Origin of the sequence: Streptomyces sp. NPDC002088, from assembly GCF_040296605.1 — a bacterium.
In the GTDB taxonomy this organism is placed as follows: domain Bacteria; phylum Actinomycetota; class Actinomycetes; order Streptomycetales; family Streptomycetaceae; genus Streptomyces.
Genome location: NZ_JBEOXO010000022.1, coordinates 52,153 through 77,176 on the forward strand (window position 1 = coordinate 52,153; position 25,024 = coordinate 77,176).

24 protein-coding genes, 1 tRNA gene and 1 pseudogene are annotated in these 25,024 nt (G+C 72.0%); 13 read left to right on the forward strand and 13 right to left on the reverse strand.

Annotated features, from left to right (window positions below):
• Nucleotides 1-33 precede the first annotated feature (33 nt).
• Together ABT114_RS35900 and ABT114_RS35905 are read right to left on the reverse strand one after the other, a co-directional pair.
• Entirely contained in the window at nt 34-777 is a 744-nt protein-coding gene (locus ABT114_RS35900) for a zinc ribbon domain-containing protein (RefSeq protein ID WP_351147454.1), read from the reverse strand.
• The gene (locus tag ABT114_RS35905) at nt 774-1,640 is read right to left on the reverse strand and encodes a Nif3-like dinuclear metal center hexameric protein (RefSeq protein ID WP_351147252.1); all 867 of its coding nucleotides are present in this window, start codon (nt 1,638-1,640) and stop codon (nt 774-776) included. Before ABT114_RS35905 ends, ABT114_RS35900 begins: the two co-directional genes overlap by 4 nt.
• A gap of 221 nt (nt 1,641-1,861) precedes the next feature.
• On the opposite strand from ABT114_RS35905, the gene ABT114_RS35910 reads away from it, so the two are divergent.
• Entirely contained in the window at nt 1,862-3,046 is a 1,185-nt protein-coding gene (locus tag ABT114_RS35910) for a hypothetical protein (RefSeq protein ID WP_351147254.1), read from the forward strand.
• A 96-nt stretch (nt 3,047-3,142) separates the two neighbouring features.
• Nucleotides 3,143-3,298, forward strand: coding sequence for a hypothetical protein (locus tag ABT114_RS35915; RefSeq protein WP_351147256.1), 156 nt, complete (start codon nt 3,143-3,145; stop codon nt 3,296-3,298).
• 105 nt (nt 3,299-3,403) lie between these two features.
• Here the strand turns inward: ABT114_RS35915 and ABT114_RS35920 are convergent, their stop codons facing one another.
• From ABT114_RS35920 to chsH3, 3 genes are all read right to left on the reverse strand, one after another.
• The gene (locus tag ABT114_RS35920) at nt 3,404-4,348 is read right to left on the reverse strand and encodes a 3-oxoacyl-ACP reductase (protein ID WP_351147257.1); all 945 of its coding nucleotides are present in this window, start codon (nt 4,346-4,348) and stop codon (nt 3,404-3,406) included.
• A gap of 52 nt (nt 4,349-4,400) precedes the next feature.
• Nucleotides 4,401-5,477 carry a Zn-dependent alcohol dehydrogenase gene (locus tag ABT114_RS35925; protein WP_351147259.1) on the reverse strand — a complete coding sequence of 359 codons (1,077 nt, stop codon included), beginning with the start codon at nt 5,475-5,477 and terminating at the stop codon, nt 4,401-4,403.
• 128 nt (nt 5,478-5,605) lie between these two features.
• The gene (gene chsH3 / locus ABT114_RS35930) at nt 5,606-6,484 is read right to left on the reverse strand and encodes an enoyl-CoA hydratase ChsH3 (RefSeq protein WP_351147261.1); all 879 of its coding nucleotides are present in this window, start codon (nt 6,482-6,484) and stop codon (nt 5,606-5,608) included.
• A 360-nt stretch (nt 6,485-6,844) separates the two neighbouring features.
• On the opposite strand from chsH3, the gene ABT114_RS35935 reads away from it, so the two are divergent.
• From ABT114_RS35935 to ABT114_RS35950, 4 genes are all read left to right on the forward strand, one after another.
• Nucleotides 6,845-7,771, forward strand: a complete 927-nt coding sequence (locus ABT114_RS35935) for an ABC transporter ATP-binding protein (protein WP_351147263.1) — start codon at nt 6,845-6,847, stop codon at nt 7,769-7,771.
• Nucleotides 7,771-8,487 (forward strand): ABC transporter permease, encoded by a 717-nt coding sequence (locus tag ABT114_RS35940; RefSeq protein WP_351147265.1) that lies wholly within the window; start codon nt 7,771-7,773, stop codon nt 8,485-8,487. Before ABT114_RS35935 ends, ABT114_RS35940 begins: the two co-directional genes overlap by 1 nt.
• A gap of 17 nt (nt 8,488-8,504) precedes the next feature.
• Entirely contained in the window at nt 8,505-9,779 is a 1,275-nt protein-coding gene (locus tag ABT114_RS35945; protein WP_351147267.1) for a sensor histidine kinase, read from the forward strand.
• 81 nt (nt 9,780-9,860) lie between these two features.
• Nucleotides 9,861-10,493, forward strand: a complete 633-nt coding sequence (locus ABT114_RS35950) for a response regulator (protein ID WP_351147456.1) — start codon at nt 9,861-9,863, stop codon at nt 10,491-10,493.
• 16 nt (nt 10,494-10,509) lie between these two features.
• Here ABT114_RS35950 and ABT114_RS35955 read toward each other — a convergent pair.
• Both ABT114_RS35955 and ABT114_RS35960 read right to left on the reverse strand, forming a co-directional pair.
• Nucleotides 10,510-11,294: pseudogene (locus ABT114_RS35955) on the reverse strand (class I SAM-dependent methyltransferase).
• Between the two features lie 216 nt (nt 11,295-11,510).
• Complete coding sequence (locus ABT114_RS35960; RefSeq protein WP_351147269.1) at nt 11,511-12,992, reverse strand: MFS transporter; 1,482 nt, start codon at nt 12,990-12,992, stop codon at nt 11,511-11,513.
• A gap of 259 nt (nt 12,993-13,251) precedes the next feature.
• On the opposite strand from ABT114_RS35960, the gene ABT114_RS35965 reads away from it, so the two are divergent.
• Together ABT114_RS35965 and ABT114_RS35970 are read left to right on the forward strand one after the other, a co-directional pair.
• Nucleotides 13,252-14,991, forward strand: coding sequence for an MFS transporter (locus ABT114_RS35965; protein ID WP_351147271.1), 1,740 nt, complete (start codon nt 13,252-13,254; stop codon nt 14,989-14,991).
• A gap of 113 nt (nt 14,992-15,104) precedes the next feature.
• A complete protein-coding gene (locus tag ABT114_RS35970) occupies nt 15,105-15,755 on the forward strand; it encodes a class I SAM-dependent methyltransferase (protein WP_351147273.1) in 651 nt (216 codons plus the stop codon).
• 154 nt (nt 15,756-15,909) lie between these two features.
• Here the strand turns inward: ABT114_RS35970 and ABT114_RS35975 are convergent.
• Nucleotides 15,910-15,989: transfer RNA gene (locus tag ABT114_RS35975), tRNA-Asp, on the reverse strand.
• A 109-nt stretch (nt 15,990-16,098) separates the two neighbouring features.
• Between ABT114_RS35975 and ABT114_RS35980 the strand changes: the two genes are divergently transcribed.
• From ABT114_RS35980 to ABT114_RS35990, 3 genes are all read left to right on the forward strand, one after another.
• Nucleotides 16,099-17,025: an N-acetylmuramoyl-L-alanine amidase gene (locus ABT114_RS35980; protein WP_351147275.1), complete on the forward strand. Its 927-nt coding sequence runs from the start codon at nt 16,099-16,101 to the stop codon at nt 17,023-17,025.
• Nucleotides 17,026-17,181: 156 nt separating this feature from the next.
• Nucleotides 17,182-18,027 (forward strand): hypothetical protein, encoded by an 846-nt coding sequence (locus ABT114_RS35985; RefSeq protein ID WP_351147277.1) that lies wholly within the window; start codon nt 17,182-17,184, stop codon nt 18,025-18,027.
• A 96-nt stretch (nt 18,028-18,123) separates the two neighbouring features.
• Nucleotides 18,124-19,134 (forward strand): LLM class F420-dependent oxidoreductase, encoded by a 1,011-nt coding sequence (locus ABT114_RS35990; RefSeq protein WP_351147279.1) that lies wholly within the window; start codon nt 18,124-18,126, stop codon nt 19,132-19,134.
• A 31-nt stretch (nt 19,135-19,165) separates the two neighbouring features.
• Here ABT114_RS35990 and ABT114_RS35995 read toward each other — a convergent pair whose 3' ends face one another.
• Nucleotides 19,166-19,747, reverse strand: coding sequence for a hypothetical protein (locus ABT114_RS35995; protein WP_351147281.1), 582 nt, complete (start codon nt 19,745-19,747; stop codon nt 19,166-19,168).
• Nucleotides 19,748-19,891: 144 nt separating this feature from the next.
• On the opposite strand from ABT114_RS35995, the gene ABT114_RS36000 reads away from it, so the two are divergent.
• Nucleotides 19,892-20,185, forward strand: a complete 294-nt coding sequence (locus ABT114_RS36000; protein ID WP_351147283.1) for a hypothetical protein — start codon at nt 19,892-19,894, stop codon at nt 20,183-20,185.
• Nucleotides 20,186-20,218: 33 nt separating this feature from the next.
• Here the strand turns inward: ABT114_RS36000 and ABT114_RS36005 are convergent, their stop codons facing one another.
• The 3 genes from ABT114_RS36005 to ABT114_RS36015 are packed head-to-tail and all read right to left on the reverse strand — an operon-like array spanning nt 20,219 to nt 23,591.
• Nucleotides 20,219-21,289: a prenyltransferase gene (locus ABT114_RS36005; protein WP_351147285.1), complete on the reverse strand. Its 1,071-nt coding sequence runs from the start codon at nt 21,287-21,289 to the stop codon at nt 20,219-20,221.
• The gene (locus tag ABT114_RS36010) at nt 21,286-22,038 is read right to left on the reverse strand and encodes a class I SAM-dependent methyltransferase (RefSeq protein WP_351147286.1); all 753 of its coding nucleotides are present in this window, start codon (nt 22,036-22,038) and stop codon (nt 21,286-21,288) included. Before ABT114_RS36010 ends, ABT114_RS36005 begins: the two co-directional genes overlap by 4 nt.
• The gene (locus ABT114_RS36015; RefSeq protein ID WP_351147288.1) at nt 22,032-23,591 is read right to left on the reverse strand and encodes a glycosyltransferase family 4 protein; all 1,560 of its coding nucleotides are present in this window, start codon (nt 23,589-23,591) and stop codon (nt 22,032-22,034) included. The genes ABT114_RS36010 and ABT114_RS36015 overlap by 7 nt, the downstream gene beginning before the upstream one ends.
• Before the next feature lie 209 nt (nt 23,592-23,800).
• On the opposite strand from ABT114_RS36015, the gene ABT114_RS36020 reads away from it, so the two are divergent.
• The gene (locus ABT114_RS36020) at nt 23,801-24,460 is read left to right on the forward strand and encodes a TetR family transcriptional regulator (protein ID WP_351147290.1); all 660 of its coding nucleotides are present in this window, start codon (nt 23,801-23,803) and stop codon (nt 24,458-24,460) included.
• A 289-nt stretch (nt 24,461-24,749) separates the two neighbouring features.
• On the opposite strand, the gene ABT114_RS36025 is transcribed toward ABT114_RS36020, so the two are convergent.
• On the reverse strand, nt 24,750-25,022 hold the full coding sequence (locus tag ABT114_RS36025; protein ID WP_351147292.1) for a ferredoxin: 273 nt from the start codon (nt 25,020-25,022) through the stop codon (nt 24,750-24,752).
• Nucleotides 25,023-25,024: the final 2 nt, after the last annotated feature.

A 25,024-nucleotide genomic window follows, 5' to 3' on the forward strand; every position in this document is an offset into this window, starting at 1 on the left:
TTTACCCTTACAGCCCCTCTATCCCTTGGCCCCTTACAGGCCGGAGTCCGACGTGCGTACCAGGATGCGGCCGCAGTTCTCGCAGCGGACGACCGTGTCGGGCGCCGCCGCGCGGACCTCGTTGAAGTCGGTGATCGACAGCTCCTGGCGGCAGCCCTGGCAGGTGCGCTGGTACAGCTTGGCCGCACCGATGCCGCCCTGCTGCTGGCGCAGCTTGTCGTAGAGCTTCAGCAGGTCGGCGGGGACGGTACCGGCGATGACCGCGCGTTCCTTGGTGACCGACGCCGCCTCGCCGTCGATCTCCCCGAAGGCCGCGTCCCGGCGCGCGGTGGCGTCGTCGATCTTCGACTGGACGGAGCCGACCCGCTCGGTCAGTTCGCCCACCCGCTCCTGAGCGGACTCACGGCGCTCCATGACCTCCAGCACCACGTCCTCGAGGTCGCCCTGCCGCTTGGCGAGGGAGACGATCTCCTTCTGGAGGTTCTCCAGGTCCTTGGGGGAGGTGACGGCGCCCGAGTCGAGGCGCTGCTGGTCGCGGACGGCGCGCTGGCGGACCTGGTCCACGTCCTGCTCCGCCTTGGTCTGCTCGCGGCCGCAGTCGCTCTCCTCGGTCTGCGCGGCCACCAGGAGGTCGCGCAGCTGCGTGAGGTCCTTGGTCAGCGAGTCGATCTCGGCGTGCTCGGGCAGCGACCTCCGCTTGTGCGCGAGCTGCTGGAGGCGGACGTCGAGGGCCTGGACGTCGAGGAGTCGGATCTGGTCGGCGGGCGCGGCGTTCAGTTGGGGGCTCCCAGTGGGTCAGAAGTGGTGGCGGACGCCGCGTGGGCGGTCCAGGGGTCGGTGACCGTCTTCGAGACGTGGACGCGCAGGTCCCATCCGTTCCGGTCGGAGATCTCGTCGAGCTGCGCGGCGGCCAGCTCGCACCAGGGCCACTCGGTGGCCCAGTGCGCAGCGTCGAGCAGCGCGAGAGGACTGTGGGCGCCGGCCGCCATGAACTCTGACGCCGGGTGGTGGCGCAGGTCCGCGGTGAGGAAGGCGTCGACGCCGGCCGCGCGTACGTGGTCGAAGAGGCTGTCGCCGGAACCGCCGCTCACGGCGACCGTACGGACGACTCGCTCGGCGTCACCGGCGACGCGGATGCCCTGCGCGGTGGCGGGCAGCCGCTCGGCGGCACGGGCGGCGAACTCGCGGACGGTCAGCGGGTGGTCCAGCTCGCATACGCGACCCAGGCCTCGACGGCCCTCGGGGTCGGTGGGGTCCGGCACGAGCGGACCTACGACACGCAGGTCCAGCGCTCCGGCGAGCGCGTCGCTGACTCCCGGGTCGGCCGTGTCGGCGTTGGTGTGGGCCACGTGCAGCGCGATGTCGTTCTTGATGAGGGTGTGCACCACGCGGCCCTTGAAGGTGGAGGCCGCGACCGTCGTCGTACCGCGCAGGTAGAGCGGGTGGTGGGTGACCAGCAGGCCGGCGCCCAGCTTCACCGCCTCGTCGACGATCTCCTGGACCGGGTCGACGGCGAACAGGACCCGGGAGACCTCCTGGTCGGGGTCGCCCACGACAGTGCCGACCGCGTCCCAGGACTCGGCCCGCGCGGCAGGCCACAGGTTCTCCAGCGCGGCGATGACTTCAGACAGACGGGGCACGGGAGCAAGGCTACCTGGCCGTTCTGCCCGGTTGTACCGGCTGCGCCCGCACCGGCCGGGACCACCATCGCTCAGCACACGGGACGACTACCGCTCAGCACATCGGTCCCGGTCCGCTCAGGAGAATCGCTTCTGCGCCATCCTTATGTGTGAAGTGGCCGCTCGACGGTCCCACGTCCGTGCGTACGAAAACTAGCTTCGTTGCCGGAGGTGACCGAACGATGACGGCCTGTGCGATCGAACCTTCGGCAGCCAACGAGGATGACGGTGCGCCACGGGCGGGCTGCACGATCACGGCGGACGGCTCCTACGCCGCACGTCTCGCGCGGGATGGCGACTCCTGGTTCCCGGAGCGCTGGACGCTGGACGGCCCGGAGCCGTACGCCGTGCCGCTGCCAGGCCACCAGCCGGAGGAGCCCGGCACCGAGGTACAGCCGATGGGGGACGGACGGGTCCTCATCCGCCGGCTGGTGGACGGACGGCACACCTTCTCCCTCCTCTACCCCACCGGTCCCGGCACCGGTGAGCTGCTCCTGGGCGCGGTCGAGTGCCCGACCGAGGACACCCGGCTGCGGCTGCTGCCTCCGGCTCCGGGCGGCGGGCGGGCGTACGCCCTCGCCGTGGGCCGGCGCTCCACGGCCGTGTGGCTGGTGGCGGGCGGCGCCTTCGGACCGGAGCACCTCGCCGAGCTCCCCGGGCGCTGCTCGGGCGGGGTGTGGCTGGACCGTACGGGGCGGATGCTGGCCCTGGACCGGGAGGCGGGCGGCCGGACCAAGGCGGTCGTGGTGGACCTGGGGCGCGGTGGCGAGGTGTCGCCGCTGCTCCAGATCGCGGCCCACAGCGACGACCGGGTGCTGCTCGCCGACCCGGACAGCGGGCTGCTGCTGATCCGCTCGGACGCGCCCTCTCCGGGCGAGGGCCGGCTCGGCTGGGGGGTCCTGGGGAGCACACTGCCGGTGCGCTTCCCGGAGTGCCTGCGGGTGCCGGAGTGCGCCGTGACGCCGTTCGCGATCCAGCCGGGGCAGGCGCTGATGCCGGAGAGCTGCGCGGTGGCGCTGCGCTTCGACGGGCCGCTCGGCAGCTGGGTCGGTGTGTGGCGGCCCGACGAGCGGCACGTGCACCATCTTCCGGCGCCCGAGGGGTGGCTGGCCGGCGCCGGGCTGTGGACACCGGCGGGTGTGCTGCGGCTGCCGTATGCCACGGAGGCGGTGCCGTGCGGGGTGGCGGGGGTGGGGCTGCCTCCGGCTGAGGCGGGGGTGCCGCCGGCGCCGACGGGGGTGCGGTCGGAGTCGACGGGGGTGCGGTCGGAGTCGGAAAAACCCGCGGAACCGGAACCTCCGGGGCCGGTCGTGCCGCGCCCTGTGCCCCTGCGGGAAGCGCCGCTGGGACGTCTTGTAACGAAGTAGTGCCGGTTGGCGTGGCCGCCTGGATTCGGCCCGAGGCGGGTTGGTTAGACTCGCCCGGCGGTAAGAAGGATCATGTTGACGGGGTGAAGTTTTCCGATGAGCGACGCAAGCACGACGCAGCCGCTGTCCTCCGACACCTGGGAGGACTCCGGCCACGGCAGGCACCGCGGTCCGGTCTCGGCGCAGGACGGCGAGACGGCCCCTCACGGCCGCCACCGCAGGCCGGCCGAGGAAACCGAAGCGGCTGCCTGACGGTACGCCGGAAGGGGCCCGCACGTCAGCCGGCGTGCGGGCCCCTTCCGCTTCTCCGCTTCTCGGCCCCTCTGCTTCTCTGCCTTCTCTGCCTTCTCTGCTTCTCTACCGGCGCCTCAGCCCCAGCACCTCCGCCGCCGCGAACGTCTCCCCCTTCGGACGGTCCGCGTAGTGCGGGGTGAGCAGGGCGTCGAGCTCGTCGTACGTGAAGGTGTCCTGCTTGCTGTCGAACTTGGCCTGGACGCGGGGCCGTTCCACGATCGCCACCATGCCGCCGTGGACGACGAGCATCTGCCCGTTGATCCGCTCGGCGGCCGGCGAGGCCAGGTAACCGACGAGCGGGGCGACGTGCTCGGGGGCGAGCGGGTCGAGGCCCTCGGCTGGGGGCTCGAACCCGGCTCCGGCGAAGACGTCCTCGGTCATCCGGGTGCGGGCGCGCGGGCAGATCGCGTTCGCCGTCACGCCGTACTTGGCCAGGGCGAGGGCCGTGGAGGTGGTCAGGCCGACGATTCCGCCCTTCGCCGCCGCGTAGTTGGGCTGTCCCGCCGAGCCGGCCAGGAACGCCTCCGACGAGGTGTTCACGATCCGCCCGTACACCGGCCCGCCCGCCGCCTTCGACTGCTCCCGCCAGTGCGCGGCCGCGAAGTGGGTCATGTTGAAGTGACCCTTGAGGTGGACCCGTATCACGGAGTCCCACTCCGCCTCGGACATCGAGAAGACCATCCGGTCCCGCAGGATGCCCGCGTTGTTGACCAGGATGTCCAGTTTCCCGAACTCCCTGACCGCCGACTCCACCAGCGCACGGGCCTGTTCGAAGTCGGCGACGTCCCCGGTGTGGGCGAGGGCGCGTCCCCCCGCCGCCCGGATCTCCGCGGCGACGTCCTCGGCGGGGCCGGCGGAGGCCGTACCGGAGCCGTCCCGTCCCGGCTGCCCGTAGTCGTTGACGACGACGGCCGCGCCGAGGCGGGCGAGCTCCAGCGCCTCGACCCGGCCCAGTCCGCGGCCCGCGCCGGTGACGACCGCGGACCGCCCCTCGAGTGGCAGTGACATCAAGTCCCCTTCATCACAAGTGGGTTCAGAGTCCCCTTCACTACAGGTGGGTTCAGATCTCGATGCACGTGCGCAGGGCCGTCCCCGTGCGCATCTGGTCCAGGGCCTCGTTGATCTCGGCCAGCGGCACCCGGTGGGTGATCAGGCCCGCGAGGTCGATGCGGCCGGCCCGCCACAGGGCGATGGTGCGCTCGTAGGAGCGCATGACGTCTCCGCCGCCGTACATCGAGGGCAGGATGCGCTTCTCGTCGAAGAACAGCTCGAACATGTTGAGCTGGAGGTGGTCGTCCATGGCTCCCGCACCGACGACGACGAGCGTGCCGCCGCGCCGGGTGTTCTCGTACGCCGTCCGGGCGGTGGCCGACCTGCCGACGACCTCGAAGACGTAGTCGAAGCCCTCGCCGCCGGTGACCTGCTGCTTGGCGCCCGGCAGCTCGTCCGGCGAGACGGCCTTCGTGGCGCCGAACCTGAGGGCGGCCTCGCGGCGGGCGGCGACCGGGTCGACGGCGACGATCTCGGCGGCGCCCTTGAGCCGCGCCCCCTGGATCGCGGAGATGCCCACTCCCCCGCACCCGATGACGGCGACCGACGAACCGGCCTCGACGTCCGCGGTGTTGAGGGCGGCGCCGAGCCCGGTGGTGACCCCGCAGCCGATGAGGGCGGCTATGTCGAAGGGCACGTCGTCGGGTATCGGGACCGCGCACCCGGCGTCGACGACGACCTCCTCGGTGAAGGTGCCGGTGCCCGCGAAGCCGAAGACGTCCCCGCCGGGGCGCCTGAAGTTGGGGGTGCCCGCGTTCATGAACCCGGCCAGGCACAGCTCGGTCTGGCCGCGCTTGCAGGCCGGGCAGGCGCCGCAGGCCGGCAGCCAGCAGACCACGACCCGGTCTCCGGGCTTCAGGTGGCCGACACCTTCGCCGACTTCGAGGATCTCGCCCGCGCCCTCGTGCCCGGGTACGAACGGCGCGGGCTGCGGCAGCACCCCGCTCATCGCGGAGAGGTCCGAGTGGCACAGCCCCGTGGCCCGCACCCTGATCCTCACCCTGCCGGGGCCGAAGCCCACCGCCTCGACGTCGTCGAGGACCTCCAGCTTCTCCTGGCCGATCTCGTGCAGTACGGCTGCGCGCATGGTGCGGCTCCCCTCGACGGTGGGCGGGCTCAGGTGCGTGGACTCGGGTGCGTGGACTCGGGTGCGGGGACTCGGGTGGTCGGACTCAGGTGGTCGGACTCAGGTGCATGGGACTCAGGTGCGTGGGGTCAGGAGTGTTGGACGACGGTGTCGGCGAGGACGGGCGCGTCGTCACGCTCGACGGCGCTCACGGTGACCCGGATCCCCCCGTCCCCCTGCTGCCACATGCGGATGCGCAGGGTCTCGCCCGGGTACACGACCCCGGCGAAGCGGGTGGCGTACGCGCGGACCCGGGTCACATCGCCTCCGAGCTGCGTGTCGACGACCGCCTTCAGCGTCATGCCGTAGGTGCACAGGCCGTGCAGGATGGGCCGTTCGAAGCCGGCGACCTTGGCGAACTCGGGGTCGGCGTGCAGCGGGTTCCAGTCGCCGGAGAGGCGGTAGAGGAGTGCCTGGTCCTCGCGGACCGGTCGCTCGACGACCCGGTCCGGTGAGCCGGACGGGGGTTCGAGACGCGTGGACGGGCCGCGGTCGCCGCCCCAGCCGCCTTCCCCGCGTACGAAGATCTGCGCGTCGTTGGTCCACAACGGGCCGTCGGCATCGGCGACGTCGGTGCGCATGACCAGAACGGCGGCCTTGCCCTTGTCGTACACGGCGGCGATCCGGCCGGTGGCGGTCGCGGTGCCCTGGACGGGAAGGGGGCGGTGGATGGTCAGCGACTGCCCGCCGTGCAGCACGCGGGCCAGGTCGACGTCGATGCCGGGCATGGACAGTCCGCCGGTCACGCCGGGCTTGCCGGCGCCGGCGACGGTGGCGAAGCTGGGCAGGACGTGCAGCCGGGACTCCAGGGTGTAGCGCAGCTCGTCGGGGTCGGTGGCGGGGCTGCTTTTGTCAGGATTCGCTCCGGCTCCGATACCGAGGTGATAGAGCTGGACGTCCTTGCTGTCCCAGGTGATCTCGCCGATGCGCGGTTCGGCGGCGAGTGCCTTGGCTGCGTCGATGGGCATGGGGCTCCTGAGGGTGGCGGCTGACACGTGCGGCTGACAGCGGCGGCTTACGGCGAACGGCGGGAAAGACCCCGGTACGGCCGTCCGCACCGTCGGCCGCACCGAGGTCGTCACGGGGCCGCGGAACCCGCCAGTTCTAGAACGCGTTCCAGCATGGCGCCCCCTTGTATAGCCCAGGCCCCAGCACTTGTGAAGACTCCTGACGCTGTGTCAGTTCCGGATCCGCTGACACCGCTGACACCGCTGACACCGCTGACACCGGTGACACCGGTGACATCCGGGTGCCGTGACATTTGTCCTGCCCGAGTCCGTACAAGCGCATCTGCCCGGCGGGCACCCCCGGTCCGTAGCGTCGACGGCATGACACAGACACAGCCGGCCGTGTCTTTCACGGGGGCGGTCAAGGCCTTCGGCGCGGTACGCGCCGTCGACGGCCTCGACCTGGAGATCGCGCGCGGCGAGACGGTCGCGCTGCTCGGGCGTAACGGAGCCGGGAAGTCCACGGCGATCGCGCTGCTGCTCGGGCTGTACGAGCCCGACGCGGGCAGGGTGGAACTGTTCGGCGGCCCTCCGGAACGGGCCGTGCGCGCGGGCCGGGTGGGCGCCATGCTCCAGGAGGCGCGGGCCGTCCCCCGGGTCACGGTCCGCGAGCTGGTCTCCTTCGTGGCCGGCCGCTACCCGGCACCGATGCCCGTCGAACAGGCTCTGGAGCTGGCTGGTATCGCCGAGCTGGCCGGGCGGCGCGTCGACCGGCTGTCCGGCGGCCAGGCGCAGCGCGTGCGGTTCGCGGTGGCGCTGGCCGGGAACCCCGCGCTGATCGTCCTCGACGAGCCGACCGCGGCCCTGGACGTGGAGGCACGGCACGCGTTCTGGGACTCGATGCGCGGACATGCCGGCCGCGGTCACACCGTCCTGTTCTCCACCCACTACCTGGAGGAGGCCGACGCGCACGCCGACCGGATCCTCGTCGTCGACCGCGGCAGGATCGTCGCGGACGGCACGGGCGAGCAGCTCAGGAGGGCGGCGGGCGGCAACCTGGTCTCCTTCGACCTGGCCGGCCGCGGCACCGAGGGCCTGTCCCTGCTGCCCGGTGTCCGCTCGGTGGAGGTCCGCGGGGACCGGGCGCTGCTGCGCTCCGACGACTCCGACGCGACGGTGATCGCGCTGGCGGAACTGGGTGCGATACGTGGCCTGGAGGTCGTACCGGCGTCGCTGGACGACGCGTTCCTGGCCCTGACGTCACGCGAGACCGAGACCGCGACGCTGACCGGAACGGAGACGGTGTGATGTGGGACTACCTGCGGCTCGAGGTACGCCGGACGCTGCGCGACGCCGGCTTCGTGATCGGCGGAATCGCGATGCCGGTGATGATGTACCTGCTCTTCACCAACCTCGGGGAGAACGACCGGAGTTGGAAGGCGGCTTCCATGGTCGGCATGGCCGCCTACGGTGCGGTGGGCTCCGCCCTCAACACCGGCGGCGGGGTCGCCGAGGACCGGGCGATCGGCTGGCTGCGGCAGCTGAGGGTGACCCCGATGACCCCGCGTGAGGTCGTCACCGGCCGGGCGCTGACCGGCTCGGTCACCGTGCTCCCGGCGATCGTCGCGGTGCTCGCGGCGGGCGGCCTGGTCAACGGCGTACGGCTGGCGGTCTGGCAGTGGGCGGCGATCGCGGTGCTGTTGTGGCTGGGCTCGCTCCCCTTCACGCTGCTCGGCCTGGGCAACGGCTACCGGCTGACCGGGCAGACGACGGGCGTGGCGAACATGGTGTGCAACCTGGGTCTCGCGGTGGTCGGCGGCCTGTGGTTCCCGGTCGCCGTGTTCCCCGGCTGGCTGCGCTCGCTGTCCGCGTACACCCCCACCAACCGCTTCGCCCAGCTCGGCACGTCCGTCGCCGACGGCCACGCCCCCACACCCGGCGCGATGCTCGTACTGACGGCCTGGCTGCTGCTGTTCGGTTCGTACGCTGTGCTGTCGTACCGCCGCAGTGCGGGAAACATCTGATCGGGGGAGACAGGGACATGTCCTGGTTGCGGAAGGCGTCGTGCCGACTCGAGGCGTGGCAGGCGGCGCGGGCGGACTGGAAGGCGGAGGCGGAGCGGTTCAAGGCCGACCAGCGCACCGCTCGCAGGACCGGCAGACGGGTTGAGCACCCGGGCCCGCCGCCCACCGGCTTCTCCCTGCTGCCGTGGCTGCTGATGGGGATGGGCGCGTTCTCCAACCTCCTCCAGGGCCGGACCGCTCAGCCGTGGCTGGGCGGCGTGGGCCTGTTCGCCTTCAACTCCCTCTACATCTACGTGGTGTTCCGCTCCTTCGTGAAGAAGGCGCGCGAGTCGCTCTCGACCCGTGTGGCGCTCGTGCTGATGGGCCTGGTCACCTGCGGGCTGGCCATCGGATACGGCGGCAGCTGGCTGTACTTCTTCCCGCTGCTGGGACTGGCCACGGGCGCGGTCGTACGGGGCCCGTGGCTCGGGCGGATCGCCCTCCCCCTGACCGCGCTCGCGGCACTCGTGTCCTCGGTCCGGGCCGGCTGGGACGCGGTGAACGTCGCCTACGGCACGTTCCTGTCGACGATGGTCACCGCCGCGATCCTGTCCCTCTCCGAGGCCGTACGGGAACTGCGCGCCGCCCGTGAGGAACTGGCCCGGCGCGCGGTCGAGAAGGAACGCCTGCGCTTCTCCCGCGACCTGCACGACCTGCTCGGGCACACGCTGTCGGTGATCGTGGTGAAGTCGGAGGCGGCGCGACGGCTGGCGCCCCGGGACATGACGGCCTCGCTGGCCCAGATCGCGGACATCGAGTCCGTCGGCCGCCAGGCGCTGACGGAGATCCGCGAGGCGGTCACCGGTTACCGCGACGGCAGCCTGGCCACGGAACTGGACCGGGCCCGCTCCGCACTGACCGCGGCAGGCATCGAACCTGCGGTACGGCAGTCGGGGCCGCCACTGGTGTCCCAGGCCGAGGCCCTGCTCGGGTGGGTGGTGCGCGAGGCGGTCACGAACATCGTCCGGCACAGCGGCGCCGCCCGCTGCGAGATCGTCGTGTCCGGAAGCGAGGAGCGAGTCCAGCTCACGGTCACCGACGACGGAACCGGCCCGACGACCGGCCCGACGACCGGATCGGTGCCCGAGTCCGGCGGTGGCACCGGCCTCAAGGGCCTCACGGAGCGCCTCGCGGCAGCGGGCGGCTCCCTGTCGGCCGGCCCCGGGTCCCGGGGCGGCTTCGTGGTGCGCGCGGAACTCCCGGTGGACACGGCGGAACTGGACGAGGTGACGGCGGGACGGACGGGGGCGTGAGCCGAGCCGAGCTCAACGCGCCCACTCCGGCCAGGCGACCCCGATCGGCCCCGCCCGCCCTACCCTGGCCCCGTGAACGAGATGCCCCGGGATCACCGGACCGCGAAGTCCATCAGGGTCCTGCTCGCGGAGGACCAGGGAATGATGCGCGGGGCGCTGGCCCTGCTGTTGGGGATGGAAGCGGACATCGAGGTCGTGGCGCAGGTGTCCGCCGGGGACGCGATCGTGGACGCGGTGCTCACCCACCGTCCGGACGTCGCGCTCCTCGACATCGAACTGCCGGGCCGGAGCGGCCTGGACGCCGCCGCCGAGCTGCGCGACGAGGCTCCCGACTGCCGGGTGCTGATCCTGACCACCTTCGGGCGGCCCGGGTATCTGCGGCGGGCCATGGAGGCGGGAGCCGCGGGCTTCCTCGTCAAGGACGGGCCCGTGGAGGAGCTGGCCGTCGCCATCCGCCGGGTGCTGACCGGCGAGACGGTGATCGACCCGGCGCTCGCCGCGGCCGCGCTGAGCGCGGGACCCAACCCGCTGACCGCCCGCGAGTGCGACGCGCTCAAGGCCTCCGCGGACGGCGCGACCGTCGCCGACATCGCCGCCCGGCTGCACCTCTCCGAGTCCACCGTCCGCAACTACCTCTCCTCCGCGATCGGCAAGACCGGCACCCGCAACCGCATGGAGGCGATGCGGGAGGCCCGCCGCCAAGGGTGGCTGTAATCACGTAGAACGAGAATCACGTAGAACGAGCCGCAACCACCTGCACCCCCTGCACCCCCGCCGGCTCCCCGCCCGCCTCCCGGCGGAACAGCGCCGTCCACAGGAAGTCCTCCCCGAAGTACGGCGACTCGGGCGGTTCGTCGCGCATGCGGCGCAGTTCGACCTCGGTCAGGTCCGCGAAGATCCGGCGCAGGGACTCCGGTGTGTAGGCGAGTCCGCCGTGCAGCCGGCCGGTCCGTAGAGGTCGGTGTCGGACAGTTCGGATCCCATCCCGCCCGCCGCGAAGCAGGTGAGCGCGAACAGGCCGCCAGGTGCGAGCAGCCGGTCCAGCAGGGCGAGGTAGCTGACGCGGCGGTGCGGGGGCAGATGGTGGAAGCAGCCGGAGTCGTGGATCAGGTCGTACGGTCCGGTGAGTGCCGTACCGGCGAGGGCGAAGGCGTCCCCGCAGTGGAAGCGGACCTCGGCCCCCGTCTCCCGGGCCCGTTCCCCGGCCCAGGCGACGGCCGCCGGGGAGAGGTCGACCGCGTCCACCTCGAAGCCCCGGGCGGCGAGGTGCAGCGCGTTGCGGCCGGGGCCGCAGCCGAGGTCGAGGGCGCGGCCCCCGGTGACCAGACCGCGGTCGAGATACGAGACCAGGTTCTCGTCCGGCTTCGCGACGAAGAACGGCACCGGCCTGGAGCGGTCGGCGTAGAAACCGTCCCACCAGTCCGCCGCCCCGGACGTCCAGCGGTCCGCCTCCGGCGGGAACAGCTCGTCCAGCAGCCGGAGTACGTCGTCGGTCGTGCGGATGTGCCGCTCCATACGGCCCCCCTTCCCGGTCCGGCGATCGTAGGCTCGCGCAGGCGGAATGCCCAGGTCAGCGGGTGTGGGCCGGGGACCGGTTGACGCCGTCGGCTGCCCGGTGCGGGTCCAGGACGGGGGCCCGAGGGGCAGCGCCCCGGGGGCGGGAGGAAAATCTGGCAGTCCCCCGGCCCAGGGCCGCCAGGACAGCGTCCTGCGCCGCGCCGAGGGCCCTTTTCAGCGCGGCTTCTCCCCTCCCCCCACGGAACTCGCAGGCGTCGCCGAAGCCTGCGAAGCCTCCGAAGTCGCGGCGGTCTTCCGCGGCAGCCACAGCAGCATCAGTACCGCGCCCGCCAGCAGCACCGCCGTCGACGTACGGAACACGAGCGCGTAGCCCTCGGTCAGCGCCTGGGGCGTCCCGCTGCCTCCCGTGCGCGCCGCCGCGATCGTCGACATGACGGCTAGCCCCAGCGACCCGCCCATCGTGCGCGAGGTGTTGACCAGCCCGGACACCAGCCCGGCCTCCCCCGGCGCCGCCCCCGACGTGGCCAGCGCGGCCAGCGGGGTCGCCGCCAGGCCCGCGCCGAGCATCATCAGGATCCCCGGCAGCATGATCGCGGTGACGTACGCGCCGTCCGCGCCCATCGTCGACTGCCAGCCGAAGCCGGTGGCGGCGACCAGCGTCCCGAGCACCGCCACCGTGCGCGCCCCGGCCGTCCGCATGAGCCGCGGCGCGAGCTTGGAGCCGAGGACGACCGCGAGCGAGCTCGGCACCAGCGCGAAACCGGCCTCCAGCGGGGTGTAGTCCAGGACGTTCTGCGCGTACAGCGTCATGAAGAACCACATGCAGAACATCGCGGAGCCGCTGACGAACATGCCCGCGTTCGCCGACGCCACCGAACGCAGCCGCAGCAGTCCGAGCGGCATCAGCGGCGCCGCCGTACGCGCCTCGACGGCGAGGAAGAGCCCGATGAGCGCGAGCCCGGTGGCCAGCGGCACCAGCGTGGCCGCTGCCGTCCACCCCTCGGCCTCCGTCTGCGAGATGCCGTAGGCCAGGGTGGCGAGCCCGGCGGTCACCAGCAGCGCGCCCGGCAGGTCCAGCCGCCGCCCGTCCCCGGCCCGGCTCTCCATCAGCCACCGCAGGGAGCCGAGGAGGACGACCGCGCCGACCGGCACGTTGATCAGCAGCACCCAGCGCCACGACAGCACGTCGACCAGCACCCCGCCGACCAGACCGCCCGCGGCCCCGCCGCCCGCGCCGACCGCCGTCCAGGTCGCTATGGCCCGCGCCCGCGCGGCGCCCTCCGGGACGGCGGAGGTCAGGATCGTCAGCGTCGAGGGCGCGAGGACCGCCGCGCCCAGCCCCTGCACGGCCCGCGCGAGCAGCAGCTGCCAGTCGTCCTGGGCCAGCCCGCCGCCCAGCGAGGCCAGCGTGAACAGGGCGAGCCCCGCCAGGAACATCCGCTTGCGCCCGTAGAGGTCACCGGCCCGGCCGCCGAGGAGCATGAACCCGGCGAAGGCGATGGCGTACGCGTTCACCACCCACTGGAGTCCCGAGGCGCTCAGCCCGAGATCGGACCGCATCGACGGGAGCGCCACGTTGACGACGGACACGTCGAGCACGACAAGGAACTGTCCGGCACAGGCGAGCGCCACCACCAGCCAGGTGGGGGGCACGGTACGGCGGGACACGCGGGTCACGTCAGCGGCTGCGGGCATGAACGTCATGGTCTCAACCGGCCCGCACCCCTTGCATCGGGATTTCGGCCCACGCAGGCCTCCACCGCAGGGCCTAGGTCACTTCGGCCCAGGCCGCTTCCCCAAGACCAGGTCAAGGATTCGTTAGTACGCCAAAGCATCGGAATAGTTGCCCGGGCACACGGGTTCAGCCTCCACGTATCCCGCACGGATCCGACTCCCACGATCCCGCACGGATCTCTCTCACCCTCGACGTTCTTCGGCCTGGAGGCCTTACTCAATGACGCACACGACGACCGACCAGCCCACCCGGAGAGCGAGCGGGGCCCTCGTCCCGATCCTCGCCTTCGCGGGCATCGTTGTCGCGGTGATGCAGACCCTGCTCGTCCCGGTCATCAAGGACCTGCCGCAGCTGCTGGGCACCGAGCCCAGCAACGCCACCTGGGTCCTGACCTCGACGCTGCTCTCGGGAGCCGTGGCCACGCCGATCATGGGGCGCCTCGGCGACCTCTACGGCAAGCGGCGGATGCTGATCCTCAGCCTGGCCGTGATGGTGGTCGGCGCGCTGGTCAGCGCCCTCACCAGCGACCTGATCACCATGATCGTGGGCCGTACGCTCCAGGGCTTCGCGATGGGCGCCATCCCGCTCGGCATCGGCCTGATGCGCGACATGCTGCCGCGCGAGAAGCTCGGCTCGGCGATGGCCCTGATGAGCTCCTCGATCGGCGTCGGCGGCGGCCTCGCGCTGCCCGCCGCGGCCCTGGTCGCCCAGCACGCGGACTGGCACGCCCTCTTCTACGGCGCCGCCGGCCTCGGCGTCGTCTCCATCGTCCTCACCCTCCTCGTCGTACCGGAGTCCCCGGCGCGCGCCGAGGGCACCTTCGACCTGCCGGGCGCGCTCGGCCTGTCCGTCGGCCTGGTCCTGTTCCTCCTGCCGGTCACCAAGGGCAGCGACTGGGGCTGGTCCTCCGGCACCACGCTGGGCCTGTTCGGCGCGGCGGTCGTCGTCCTCGTCCTGTGGGGCGTGATGGAGCTGCGCCTCAAGGCCCCGCTGGTGGACCTGCGCACCACGGCCCGACCCGCGGTGCTGTTCACCAACCTCGCCTCGATCATGGTCGGCGTCTCCTTCTACGTCGTCTCCCTCGTCCTGCCCCAGCTGCTCCAGCTCCCGAAGGCCACCGGTTACGGCCTCGGCCAGTCGATGGTCACCGCGGGCCTGCTGGTGGCGCCGCTGGGCCTGACGATGATGCTCACGGCACCCGTCTACGCCCGTCTGTCGACGAAGTACGGCCCCAAGGTCACGCTGATCATCGGCATGGTGATCATCGCGATCGGCTACGGCGCCGGGCTCGGCCTGATGAGCGCCGCCTGGCAGAGCCTCGTCATCGCGGTCGTCCTGGGCGCGGGCATCGGCCTCGCCTACTCCTCGCTCCCCGCGCTGATCGTCGGCGCGGTCCCGGCCTCGGAGACGGGCGCGGCCAACGGCCTCAACACCCTGATGCGTTCGATCGGTACGTCGGTGTCGAGTGCCGTGATCGGCATGGTCCTCGCCAACACCGCGAACAACGTGAACGGTGTCGCGATCCCGACCATGCACGGCTTCCGCGTCTCCTTCCTGATCGCGACGGGTGCGGTCGTGGTCGGCCTGCTCATGGCCCTCCTCCTGCCCCGCACGCGCCCGGCCACCGCGACGCAGCTGCGCGCGAGCAGCGAGGAGGACGCGAACCTGGAGCGCGCCGAGGAGGTGCTGCGCGGCTTCCGTGGCCGCGTCCTGGACGCCGACGGCGCCCCGGTCGCCCGCGCCAAGGTCACCCTGATCGACCGCCGGGGCCGCCAGGCGGGCGCGACGCTCTCCTCGGCGGACGGCAGCTACGCCCTCGCCGTCCCCGCCCAGGGCGCCTACGTCGTGGCCGCCCGCGCCATCGGCCACGGCCCGCTCGCCTCGTCGGCGACCCACGCGGGCGACGACCGTCCGGTGGACCTGGACCTGCCGTTGCCGACGGAGACGGTCACCGCCTGACCGCCCCCGCTTCCCGCACCGCTCGCTTCCCGCACCCCCTGTCGCCCGCCGACGGGGGGTGCGGGAGCATGGGCGCGCAGACGCCAGACGTACGTACGACCGGAAGGACCCCCATGCCCGCGGCACCCAAGCCCGAGATCCTGGCCGCGTTCGAGGCCGCGAAGGGGTTCATGCCCGTGGACGAGGGGCTCGCGCTGTACGCGGCCGCCGTCGAGGCGGGCGCGCTCGGCCTGCCGCTGCTGGAGGTCGGCACCTACTGCGGCCGCTCCACGGTCCTGCTCGCCGACGCGGCCCGCGCGAGCGGGGTCACCGCGATCACGGTCGACCACCACCGGGGCAGCGAGGAGCAGCAGCCGGGCTGGGACTACCACGACCCAGAGACGGTCGACCCCGAGATCGGCCTGATGGACACGCTGCCCACCTTCCGCCGCACACTGCACAAGGCCGGCCTGGAGGACCACGTGGTGGCGGTGGTCGGCCGTTCCCCGCAGATCGCGGCCTTCTGGAACTCGCCCCTCGGCCTCGTCTTCATCGACGGCGGCCACACCGACGAGCACGCCACCGCCGACTACGAGGGCTGGGCACCCCAGGTCGCCGAGGGCGGGCTGCTGCTCATCCATGACGTCTTCCCGGACCCGGTCGACGAGTTCACGGGGCAGGCCCCGTACCGCGTCTACCTCAGGGCGCTGGAGTCGGGCGCGTTCACCGAGGTCTCGGTGACGGGCTCGCTGCGGGTGCTTCGGCGCACGGGCGCGGGGGTCTGAGGGTCCGGGGGAGGTGGGAGCCTGAGGGACGCCGCCGGAACACGACCGAGCCGTCCGCCTGGTTCCCCCCTGGCGGACGGCTCGTGTCCTGGTGTTCAGAGATCTGGTTCGGCGGCGGCGACGTAAGCATCCTGGGCCGCTGGACGACACCGGCCGGGGCCGGCGGCGGGATTCGAACCCGCGTCGCTCTCTTGACAGGAGAAGTAGCCGCAACCTGCGCACCTGAACGACCACCACCGTAGCCAGAGGTCACCGGGCGGGCATCCGAATTTCCGGCGCCGCCCCTCGGCGGTCCGGGACGGCCGGCCCGGGCGCCGGGGGCGGGACGGTTAGGGTGGCTGTCGTGTCGTACCTAGGCCCGGAGTTCGAACCCGCCCAGCCCCGCCGCTCCCCGCTGCGCCGCCCGCTGGTCGTGGCGCTCGCCGCGCTGATGCCGGGGGCGCTGCTCGGCTGGGGGGTGTACGCGGCGGCGGCCGGCCCCGGTGACCCGGGCGGTTCGGACCGGGCGGCGGTGGGGACACCGACGAGCGGTCCCGTCTCCCCCACCGCCACCGATGGCGAGACGTCCCCTTCGACGCCGGTCCCCACCACCTCCGGCCCCCTCCAGGGCAAGGTCGTCGTCATCGACCCGGGCCACAACCCGAACAACTTCCGGCACACCGCCGAGATCAACCGCAAGGTGGACATCGGCACGAACCGGAAGGAGTGCGACACGACCGGGACGTCCACCAACTCCGGTTACGCGGAAGCCAGGTTCACCCTCGACGTGGCCCATCGGCTGCGCGCGCTCCTCCAGTCGCAGGGCGCCACGGTGAAGCTGACGCAGGACGGCGACCGTTCGTACGGGCCGTGCGTGGACGAGCGAGCCCGGATCGGGAACACCGCCCACGCCGATGCCGTCGTCTCCATCCACGCGGACGGTTCGGCGGCCGGCAACCGCGGCTTCCATGTGATCCTCCCGGCGTCCGTGCACGCCGGGTCCGCCGACACCCGCGCCATCGCCGCCCCCTCCCGCGACCTCGGCGAGCGCATCGCGGGCGACTTCGTCCGCGTCACGGGCAGCGCGCCGTCCAACTACATCGGCGACGGCACCGGTCTCGTCACTCGTAAGGACCTGGGCGGTCTCAATCTGTCAACGGTTCCCAAGGTGTTCATCGAGTGCGGCAACATGCGCGATACCAAGGACGCGGCGCTGCTCACCAGCGGCGCCTGGCGGCAGAAGGCGGCGCAGGGGATCTCTGAGGGAATCGTGAGTTTCCTGCGCGGGTAGTGATCAGCGCGCTGTTCTGGGCGGACAGCCCGATCGTTCGGACGATAATGTCATCCCTACGATGGGGCCACCCCCGCGCTTCACACCAGGGCCGGCAGGCGACATGGTGACAGCGATGCCTCCACCGATGACGAGACGACTGACGAAGGACCTGAAGTGAATATCCGCTCTCTCACTCGAGGCGACGGCGTGGTGATCGGAGCAGCGGTATTGCTGTTCATCGCCTCGTTCTTCGATCTCTACTCGATCGACGGGATCCCCGACAGCTACGACCTCCCGAGCCTGTGGGGCAGCGGGCCGGTCGTCCTCGGGGTCGTGCTGGCGGGGATCATCGGCGCCGTGCTCATCGTCGTCTCCCGGGGTCTGCCGCAGCCGCCGAAGGTCGCGGGTCTGGACCTGGGCCAGTTCGGCGTCGCGTTCGCGGTGTTCGCCGTGTGGAGCGCGCTCGGCAACGTCTTCGACCCGGCCGGCGGTTACGACAACGTCGGCAACGACTCCAGCGGCCCCAGCGCCGGTACGGGCCTGGTCCTGGCCCTGATCGCCACGCTGATCCTGGCCGCGGCGGCCGTCGCCACCCCGGTGGTCGCCGCGCTGCAGGCCCCGCTCGTCCCGGCCCCCAGGCCCCCGGCCCCGCAGCCCTACGGCGCCCAGCCGCCCGGCGGTTACGGCTACCCGGGCGCGCCGCAGCCGCAGTACGGCGGTCAGCCTCCGTTCGACGGCGGCCAGGCCCCGTACTCCGGCCAGCCTCCGCAGCCGCAGGCGCCGCAGCCGGCCCAGGCGCAGCAGCCGGCGCCGCCGGCCGGGGACTTCTCCCCGTTCTGGTTCGCCGTGCCGGTGCCGCGTCCGCTGTTCGCGGAGGACGGCTCGCCGACGCCGATCGCCGAACTCGCCCCGGGCACCTGGTACCTGGCGGTCGAGCAGAACGGTCCGGCTCTGGTCGCGCAGACGCAGGACGGCCGCCGTGGCGTGCTGCGGGACACCTCCGGGATCCAGCGCGGCTGACATTCGTTCCTGACCGGCCCCTCGCCCTTCCGGGCGGGGGGCCGTTGTCGTACAGTCACCCCCTGACTGACACTCCGTCAGATAGCTGGAGGCGGTATGCGGCTCGGTCTCGCACTCGGCTACTGGGGTCGCGGCCCCTCCGCCGACCACGTCCCGCTGGCGCGGGAGGCGGAGCGGCTCGGCTACCACTCCGTGTGGACGGCCGAGTCCTGGGGCTCCGATGCCTTCACCCCGCTGACCTGGATCGCCGCCCAGACCTCAAGGATCAGGCTGGGTACGGCGGTTGCGCAGATGGCGGCCCGCCCGCCGACGACCACCGCGATGCACGCGCTGACGCTGGACCACCTCTCCGGCGGGCGCATGCTGCTCGGCCTCGGGCTGTCCGGCCCGCAGGTCGTCGAGGGCTGGTACGGGCGCCCGTTCCCGAAGTCGCCGCTGACCGCGACCCGGGAGTACGTCGACGTCGTACGGCAGGTGCTGCGGCGGGAGGCGCCGGTGGAGCTGGACGGGCGCTTCCACTCCCACCCCTACCGCGGCCCGGACGGCACCGGCCTCGGCAAGCCGCTGAAGCCGATCACCCACCCTCTCCGCCCCGGCTTGCCGGTCCTGCTCGGCGCCGAAGGGCCGAAGAACGTGGCGCAGACGACCCGGATCGCGGACGGCTGGCTGCCGCTGTACTGGGCGCCGAACCGGCCCGAGGTGTACGGGCCGGCGGTCGCCGACCTGCCCGACAACTTCGTCGTCGCGCCTTTGGCCCAGGTGCGGGTCTGCGACGACGTCTCCGAGGGTCTCCTCCCCGTCAAGGCCATGCTCGGCTTCTACATCGGCGGGATGGGTCACGCGGCCCGCAACTTCCACGCCGACCTCATGGCACGCATGGGGTACGAGGAGGAGGCGCGGCGGATCCAGGAGCTGTTCCTGTCCGGCCGCCGCGAGGAGGCCGTGCTGGCCGTCCCGGACGCCTTCGCCGACGAGATATCACTCGTCGGGCCGCGTGAACGCATCGCCGAGCGGCTGGAGTCGTGGCGCAAGGGTCCCGTGACGGACCTGCTGGCCCTGGTACGGGACCCCCACACCCTGCGCGTCCTGGCCGACCTCAACTCCTAGTCGGCCAGGACGCGCACAGGAGCGCCGCTGCTCAGCCGATGCTCATCTGACCGGCTGACGGCACCTGGGTGCTCACCGGGGCGCCCGCGATCCTACCGGCGCCCTTGACCTGGTTGATGATGTCGTCGAAGGCGCCCGCGACCGAGTCGGTCGACTCGCCACTGCGCAGCTTGGCCGGCAGGTTCCTGAGCCCTTCGATGCCCTCGAGGAGGGGAGTGATGGCCCTCGAGAGTGCGGGGTCGCCCTCGGCGTTGCGCGCCGCAGCCTTGAGCCGGTTGTACGCGAACCCGCCCGCGGCGGCGGCCTTCACCAGGGCGAGCCTCCTGCCCTTGGCGCCTTGCTCGAACTTGCCGGCCCTCCAGGGTTTGACGATCCACTGGTAGACGGCGCCGGCCGCGAGGCTCGCGTTGGCCACGAAACGGGTCTTGGCGAGTCTCTGCCGTTCGGTGGTGGGTGTGGGACTGGGACTGGCGGGGACCGTTGGCCTGGCCGCGGCAGCGACGGCGACGGTGCCCTGCGCGGAGTTTCCCCCGCCGGCGTAGGCTGTGGCGCCGGCAAGCAGGGCACAGCAGAGGGTGAGTGCCACGACGAGGCGGCGTATCGGTACGGGCACGGAGTCCTCCCTACGTGTGAGGGGTTCTCCTGGCAGGTTCACCCCGCACCGCCGTGTCCGCCACTTGGGGGAACGGTCGGATACCCCCCGGGCGCACCGGGTTTCTCCAGGTTTCAAACAGGAATCCGGGGCCAGACGGAAGGCATGTCCACTCGATATCGCACTGGTTCCAACTCCGCGGGGACGGTCATAGCGGTGGTCGCCGATGTCATGGCCGTCATCCTCGGACTGTGGATCCTCATGTACCTGCTGGACGCCAACCCGGGCAACGACCTGGTGCAGTTCGTCCACGACGCGGCCAACTGGCTCGCCGGCTGGTCCCGTGACCTGTTCACCTTCGACAAGGCCTGGGCCCGCGTCATCGCCGGTTACGGCCTGGCCGCCGTGGTCTACCTGTTCGTCGGCCACGCCATCGCCAACCGCGTCCACCGGCACTGACCGCCGAAGCGAGGGCCTGGACGCGGCGAGGACCTACTCGCAGCAGTCCGGGTCCAGCCCCCTCGGCAGGAACTCGCCGCCGAACACCGCGCAGGTGGCCTCGTGGCCGCCCAGGGCAGCCACGGCCAGCAGCAGGGAGCCCGCCGTCCAGGCGGTCAGTTCCCGGGGCCAGATCGCCTCGTCGTCGAAGACGTAGCCCGTCCAGTACAGGCCGCTGTCCGCGTCCCGCAGGTGCTGGATCGACTGGAGGATCTCCAGGGCCCGGTCGGACTCGCCCATCGCCCAGAGCGCGAGGGCGAGTTCGGCCGACTCGCCGCCGGTCACCCACGGGTTGGGGATCACGCAGCGGACCCCGAGGCCGGGGACGACGAAGCGGTCCCAGGCCTCCTCTATCCGGGACTTGGCCTCGGCTCCGGTCACGGCGCCGCCCAGCACCGGGTAGTACCAGTCCATCGAGTAGCGGTCCTTGTCGAGGAACCGCTCCGGGTGGCACCGGATGGCGTGCCGGAGCGCGCCCGCCGCCAACTCCCAGTCCGGCTGCGGCTCTTCGCGCTGCTCGGCGATCGCGAGCGCGCAGCGCAGCGCGTGGTGGATCGAGGAGCTGCCGGTCAGCAACGCGTCCACGGTGGCCGTCCCGTCGTCCTCGCGCCGCCAGCCGACCTGCCCGCCCGGCTGCTGGAGCCCTAGGACGAACTCGACCGCCGCGACGACGGCCGGCCACATCCGCTCCAGGAAGGTGTCGTCACCGGTGGAGAGATAGTGGTGCCAGACGCCTACGGCGATGTAGGCGACGAAGTTCGTCTCACGGGCCCGGTCGGTGACGTCGTCGAAGGCCCCGTCCGCGTACGCCGCGTACCAGGAGCCGTCCGCGTTCTGGTGCCTCGCCAGCCAGGTGTACGCCCGGTCGGCGGCCTCGTGCTCGCCCGCCGCGTCCAGCGCCATCGCGGCCTCGGTGTGGTCCCACGGGTCGAGGTGGTGCCCCCGGAACCACGGGATCGCGCCGTCCTCCCGCTGCACGTCGAGGATGCCGCGGACGGTCGCGGCGGCCTGCTCGGCGGTGAGGACCCCGGGCAGGACGAGGTGTTCTGTCCGGGGGGTGGTCACTTGGCGTCCGCCTGGGACGTCCCGGAAAGACGGGGCAGGTGCGGCTTGGTCGCGTACGCCACGAAGCTCTTGCCGATCAACGGGTTCAGCGCCTGCTCGGCGACCCGGGTGGCCAGCGGTTTCTTCATGATGTCCCAGACCAGCAGCTTGTGGTACGCCCGCACCGGCAGCACCTTGTCGTTGTCGACGCCGAACGCGCACTTCAGCCACCAGTACGGCGAGTGCAGCGCGTGGGCGTGGTGGGTGCCGTACGGGCGCAGACCGGCTTCCCTGATCTTCGCGAGGAGCTCGTCCGCCTTGTAGATGCGGATGTGGCCGCCCTCGACCTCGTGGTAGGCGTCGGACAGGGTCCAGCACACCTTCTCGGGGCCGTAGCGCGGGACCGTGATCGCGATGCGCCCGCCGGGCTTGAGTACGCGGACCATCTCGGCGAGTACGCCCTTGTCGTCCGGGATGTGCTCCATGACCTCGGAGATGATCACGACGTCGAAGGACTCGTCGGGGAAGGGGAGGGCGAGCGCGTCGCCCTCCATGGCCGTCGCGGTGGCGCCGGCCGGGGCCTCGCCCGCCTCCTTCATCGCCGCGAACCACTTCGCGACCTCGCGGATCTCGTCGCCGTTCTGGTCCAGGGCCACGACCTGCGCGCCACGCCGGTAACACTCGAAGGCGTGCCGGCCCGCTCCGCAGCCGAGGTCCAGGACTCGGTCGCCCGGGGCGAGCGGGAACCGGGAGAAGTCGACGGTCAGCACGTGGCCCTGCTTTCGGGATAGACGCCGGTAACGCTTGTCGAGGTCGGGGATTCAGAACGTGACGGGGCCGCGGAGCGGGCGAGGGCTGCCGCGGAGGAGTCGGGATTCGTGGCCACGGAGGGGCTGGAGCTCCTGCCCGCGGCGGGGGCTGGAACTGCCACGGAAGGGCTGGAACCCCTGCCCGCGGCAGGGGCTGGAACTGCCACGGAAGGGCTGGAACCCCTGCCCGCGGAGCGGGTGGAGCTTCCGCCCGCAGAGCGGGCGATGGCCTCGCGGTAGTGGGCCACCGTGCCCTCCGCGGCGCGGGCCCAGGTGAAGTGGGCCAGAACCCGCTCACGGCCGGCGCGACCGAGCCGCACCCGCAGCTCCGGGTCACCGAGAAGCCTGCTGAGCCCGGCGGCCAGCGCTCCCGCGTCGCCTGGCGGTACAGCCAGGCACGTCTCGCCGTCGCGTCCGGCGACCTCGGGGATCGCCCCGCCGGTCGTGGCGACCAGCGGCGTGCCCGTGGCCATGGCCTCGGCGGCCGGCAGGGAGAAGCCCTCGTAGAGGGACGGCACGCAGGCGACCTGCGCCGAGCGCACCAGGTCGACGAGTTCCGCGTCGGAGATGCCCTTGACGAACTCGACGGCGCCTTCGAGGCCGTACCGCTCGATGGCCTGGGCGACCGGCCCGTCCTCGGCGCGCTTGCCGACGACGACGAGGTGGGCGTCGGGGTGTTCCGTACGTACCTTCGCCAGCGCCTCGACGAGGAAGACCAGGCCCTTCAGCGGTACGTCCGCGCTGGACGTGGTCACGATGCGGCCCGGGACCTGCGCAACCGACGGGTCGGGGGAGAACAGGTCGGTGTCGGCGCCGATGTGGACGACGTGGATGCGGTCCTGGCGGACGCCCAGGTGGTCGACGATTTCCTGGCGGGAGGTGCCGGAGACGGTGAGCACGGACGGCAGCCGGCGCGCCACGCGCTTCTGCATGCGGGTGAAGCCGTACCAGCGGCGTACGGAGAAGCGCCGCTGCCAGCCGTCCGCCGCGTCCAGCTCCAACTGGCGGTCCACGGTGATCGGGTGGTGGATGGTGGTGACCAGGGGCGCGCCGACGTCGCCCAACAGCCCGTAGCCCAGCGTCTGGTTGTCGTGGACGACGTCGAATTCGCCGCGCCGGGCGCGCAGGTGGTGGCGGGCACGCAGGGAGAACGTCAGCGGCTCCGGGAAACCGCCGGTCCACATCGTGACGACCTCGAGCGCGTCGATCCAGTCGCGGTACTCGCCGCGGCCGGGGGTGCGGAAGGGGTCGGGCTGGCGGTAGAGGTCGAGGCTGGGCAGCTCGGTGAGGCTGAGCCCGTCGTAGCCCTCGTCGAGGACGGGGTACGGCTGGGCGCCGATGACCTCGACGCGGTGGCCGAGGCGGGCCAGCTCGCGGGAGAGGTGGCGGACGTAGACGCCCTGGCCGCCGCAGAACGGGTTTCCTTTATAGGTGAGGAGTGCGATGCCGAGCGGTCGCCCGCCGTCCGCGGCGAGGTCCTCCTGAGGACCCGCCTGACTGGCCTCAGCGGTCACTCTGGGCCCCCTTCTGCGTGCACTGTCCCGCGAGATTACGCCGGGACGCTAATCTAGAACAAGTTTCAGACTTGATCGTTCGGGAGGCTCTGAATCTACCGGCAGGTAGGGGAACTGTGAGCAGTGGATCAGGTGATTCACGCCACGGCGGACGCCTCTGCCATGCTGTCTGATCACTCGCCCTCACCGACTGTCACGGAACAGGATCCATGCCTGCGGAAGCCAAGGTGGTCAAGGTGGAAGCCAGCGCCGACAGACCGGCCCTCCCGCCCCTCACGGAGCGGCAGGAGGCGCGTCGGCGCCGCATCCTGCACGCGAGTGCGCAGCTGGCCAGCCGGGGCGGGTTCGACGCGGTGCAGATGCGCGAGGTCGCGGAGTCCTCCCAGGTGGCGCTCGGCACGCTCTACCGCTACTTCCCGTCCAAGGTGCATCTGCTGGTCGCCACCATGCAGGACCAGCTGGAGCACATGCACGGCACGCTGCGAAAGAAGCCGCCGACGGGCGACACGGCCGCCGAGCGGGTCGCGGAGACGCTGATGCGCGCCTTCCGGGCCCTGCAGCGCGAACCGCACCTGGCCGATGCGATGGTCCGCGCCCTGACCTTCGCGGACCGCAGCGTCTCCCCCGAGGTCGACCAGGTGTCCCGCCAGACCACGGTGATCATCCTGGACGCCATGGGGCTGGAGAATCCCACCCCCGAGCAGCTCTCCGCGGTCCGCGTCATCGAGCACACCTGGCACTCGGCCCTGATCACCTGGCTCTCGGGCCGCGCCTCCATCGCCCAGGTCAGGATCGACATCGAGACGGTCTGCCGGCTGATCGACCTCACGTCCCCGCAGGCCCCGCAGTCCCCGCAGGAACAGGGCTGAGGGCACACAAAGAACCTACGAGACGGGTTCCCTTCGCCGGTATTACCCGGATCAGGTGCTGGGGGTCGCCTTCTGGTCCGACTACTACCTTCAGGCCTCTCAGCCCGACCGTCGACGTCGGCCTCAGCGGATGCGTTGGCAGGTGCCTCTGCGTCTCGCCAAAGTCGGCTACTCCGGTCGAACTCCCTCACTCGCCTCGTAGGCCACTAACAGGATAGAACACTCAGAGCCGGACACAACACCCCTAATCGGGATTTTTTTCTGCCCTTTTTCTCGGCCCTTCTCAGCCCTACTCCTCCGGTGGGAACACCGGCTCCCCGCTCCCCACCAGCGTGATCAAAATGGCCTCCACCGGGCAGCCCTCCGCCGCCGCCAGCATCCGCTCGTTCGCGTCCGTGTCGGGGTCGACGGGGTGGGACTGGCGCGCGGTGTCGAGGCGGAAGCCGTCCGGGGCGTGGTGGAGGCACTGGGCGGAGCCGATGCACAGGGACCGGTCGACCTCGACGTGCCAGCGGTCACCCGCCACCATGCTCGACTTCGCTCGCGCGGGAGGTACCCCCATCC

What these genes read in the sequence shown, in the direction of transcription:
- ABT114_RS35910 (WP_351147254.1), top strand. Translation starts at nt 1,862, where the DNA reads ATGACGGCCTGTGCGATCGAACCTTCGGCAGCCAACGAGGATGACGGT.
- ABT114_RS35935 (WP_351147263.1), top strand. Translation starts at nt 6,845, where the DNA reads ATGACACAGACACAGCCGGCCGTGTCTTTCACGGGGGCGGTCAAGGCC.
- ABT114_RS36020 (WP_351147290.1), top strand. Translation starts at nt 23,801, where the DNA reads ATGCCTGCGGAAGCCAAGGTGGTCAAGGTGGAAGCCAGCGCCGACAGA.
- ABT114_RS35970 (WP_351147273.1), top strand. Translation starts at nt 15,105, where the DNA reads ATGCCCGCGGCACCCAAGCCCGAGATCCTGGCCGCGTTCGAGGCCGCG.
- ABT114_RS35945 (WP_351147267.1), top strand. Translation starts at nt 8,505, where the DNA reads ATGTCCTGGTTGCGGAAGGCGTCGTGCCGACTCGAGGCGTGGCAGGCG.
- ABT114_RS35990 (WP_351147279.1), top strand. Translation starts at nt 18,124, where the DNA reads ATGCGGCTCGGTCTCGCACTCGGCTACTGGGGTCGCGGCCCCTCCGCC.
- ABT114_RS35915 (WP_351147256.1), top strand. Translation starts at nt 3,143, where the DNA reads ATGAGCGACGCAAGCACGACGCAGCCGCTGTCCTCCGACACCTGGGAG.
- ABT114_RS35960 (WP_351147269.1), bottom strand. Translation starts at nt 12,992, where the DNA reads ATGCCCGCAGCCGCTGACGTGACCCGCGTGTCCCGCCGTACCGTGCCC.
- chsH3 (WP_351147261.1), bottom strand. Translation starts at nt 6,484, where the DNA reads ATGCCCATCGACGCAGCCAAGGCACTCGCCGCCGAACCGCGCATCGGC.
- ABT114_RS36000 (WP_351147283.1), top strand. Translation starts at nt 19,892, where the DNA reads ATGTCCACTCGATATCGCACTGGTTCCAACTCCGCGGGGACGGTCATA.
- ABT114_RS35920 (WP_351147257.1), bottom strand. Translation starts at nt 4,348, where the DNA reads ATGTCACTGCCACTCGAGGGGCGGTCCGCGGTCGTCACCGGCGCGGGC.
- ABT114_RS35925 (WP_351147259.1), bottom strand. Translation starts at nt 5,477, where the DNA reads ATGCGCGCAGCCGTACTGCACGAGATCGGCCAGGAGAAGCTGGAGGTC.
- ABT114_RS35950 (WP_351147456.1), top strand. Translation starts at nt 9,861, where the DNA reads ATGCCCCGGGATCACCGGACCGCGAAGTCCATCAGGGTCCTGCTCGCG.
- ABT114_RS35940 (WP_351147265.1), top strand. Translation starts at nt 7,771, where the DNA reads ATGTGGGACTACCTGCGGCTCGAGGTACGCCGGACGCTGCGCGACGCC.
- ABT114_RS36025 (WP_351147292.1), bottom strand. Translation starts at nt 25,022, where the DNA reads ATGGGGGTACCTCCCGCGCGAGCGAAGTCGAGCATGGTGGCGGGTGAC.
- ABT114_RS35965 (WP_351147271.1), top strand. Translation starts at nt 13,252, where the DNA reads ATGACGCACACGACGACCGACCAGCCCACCCGGAGAGCGAGCGGGGCC.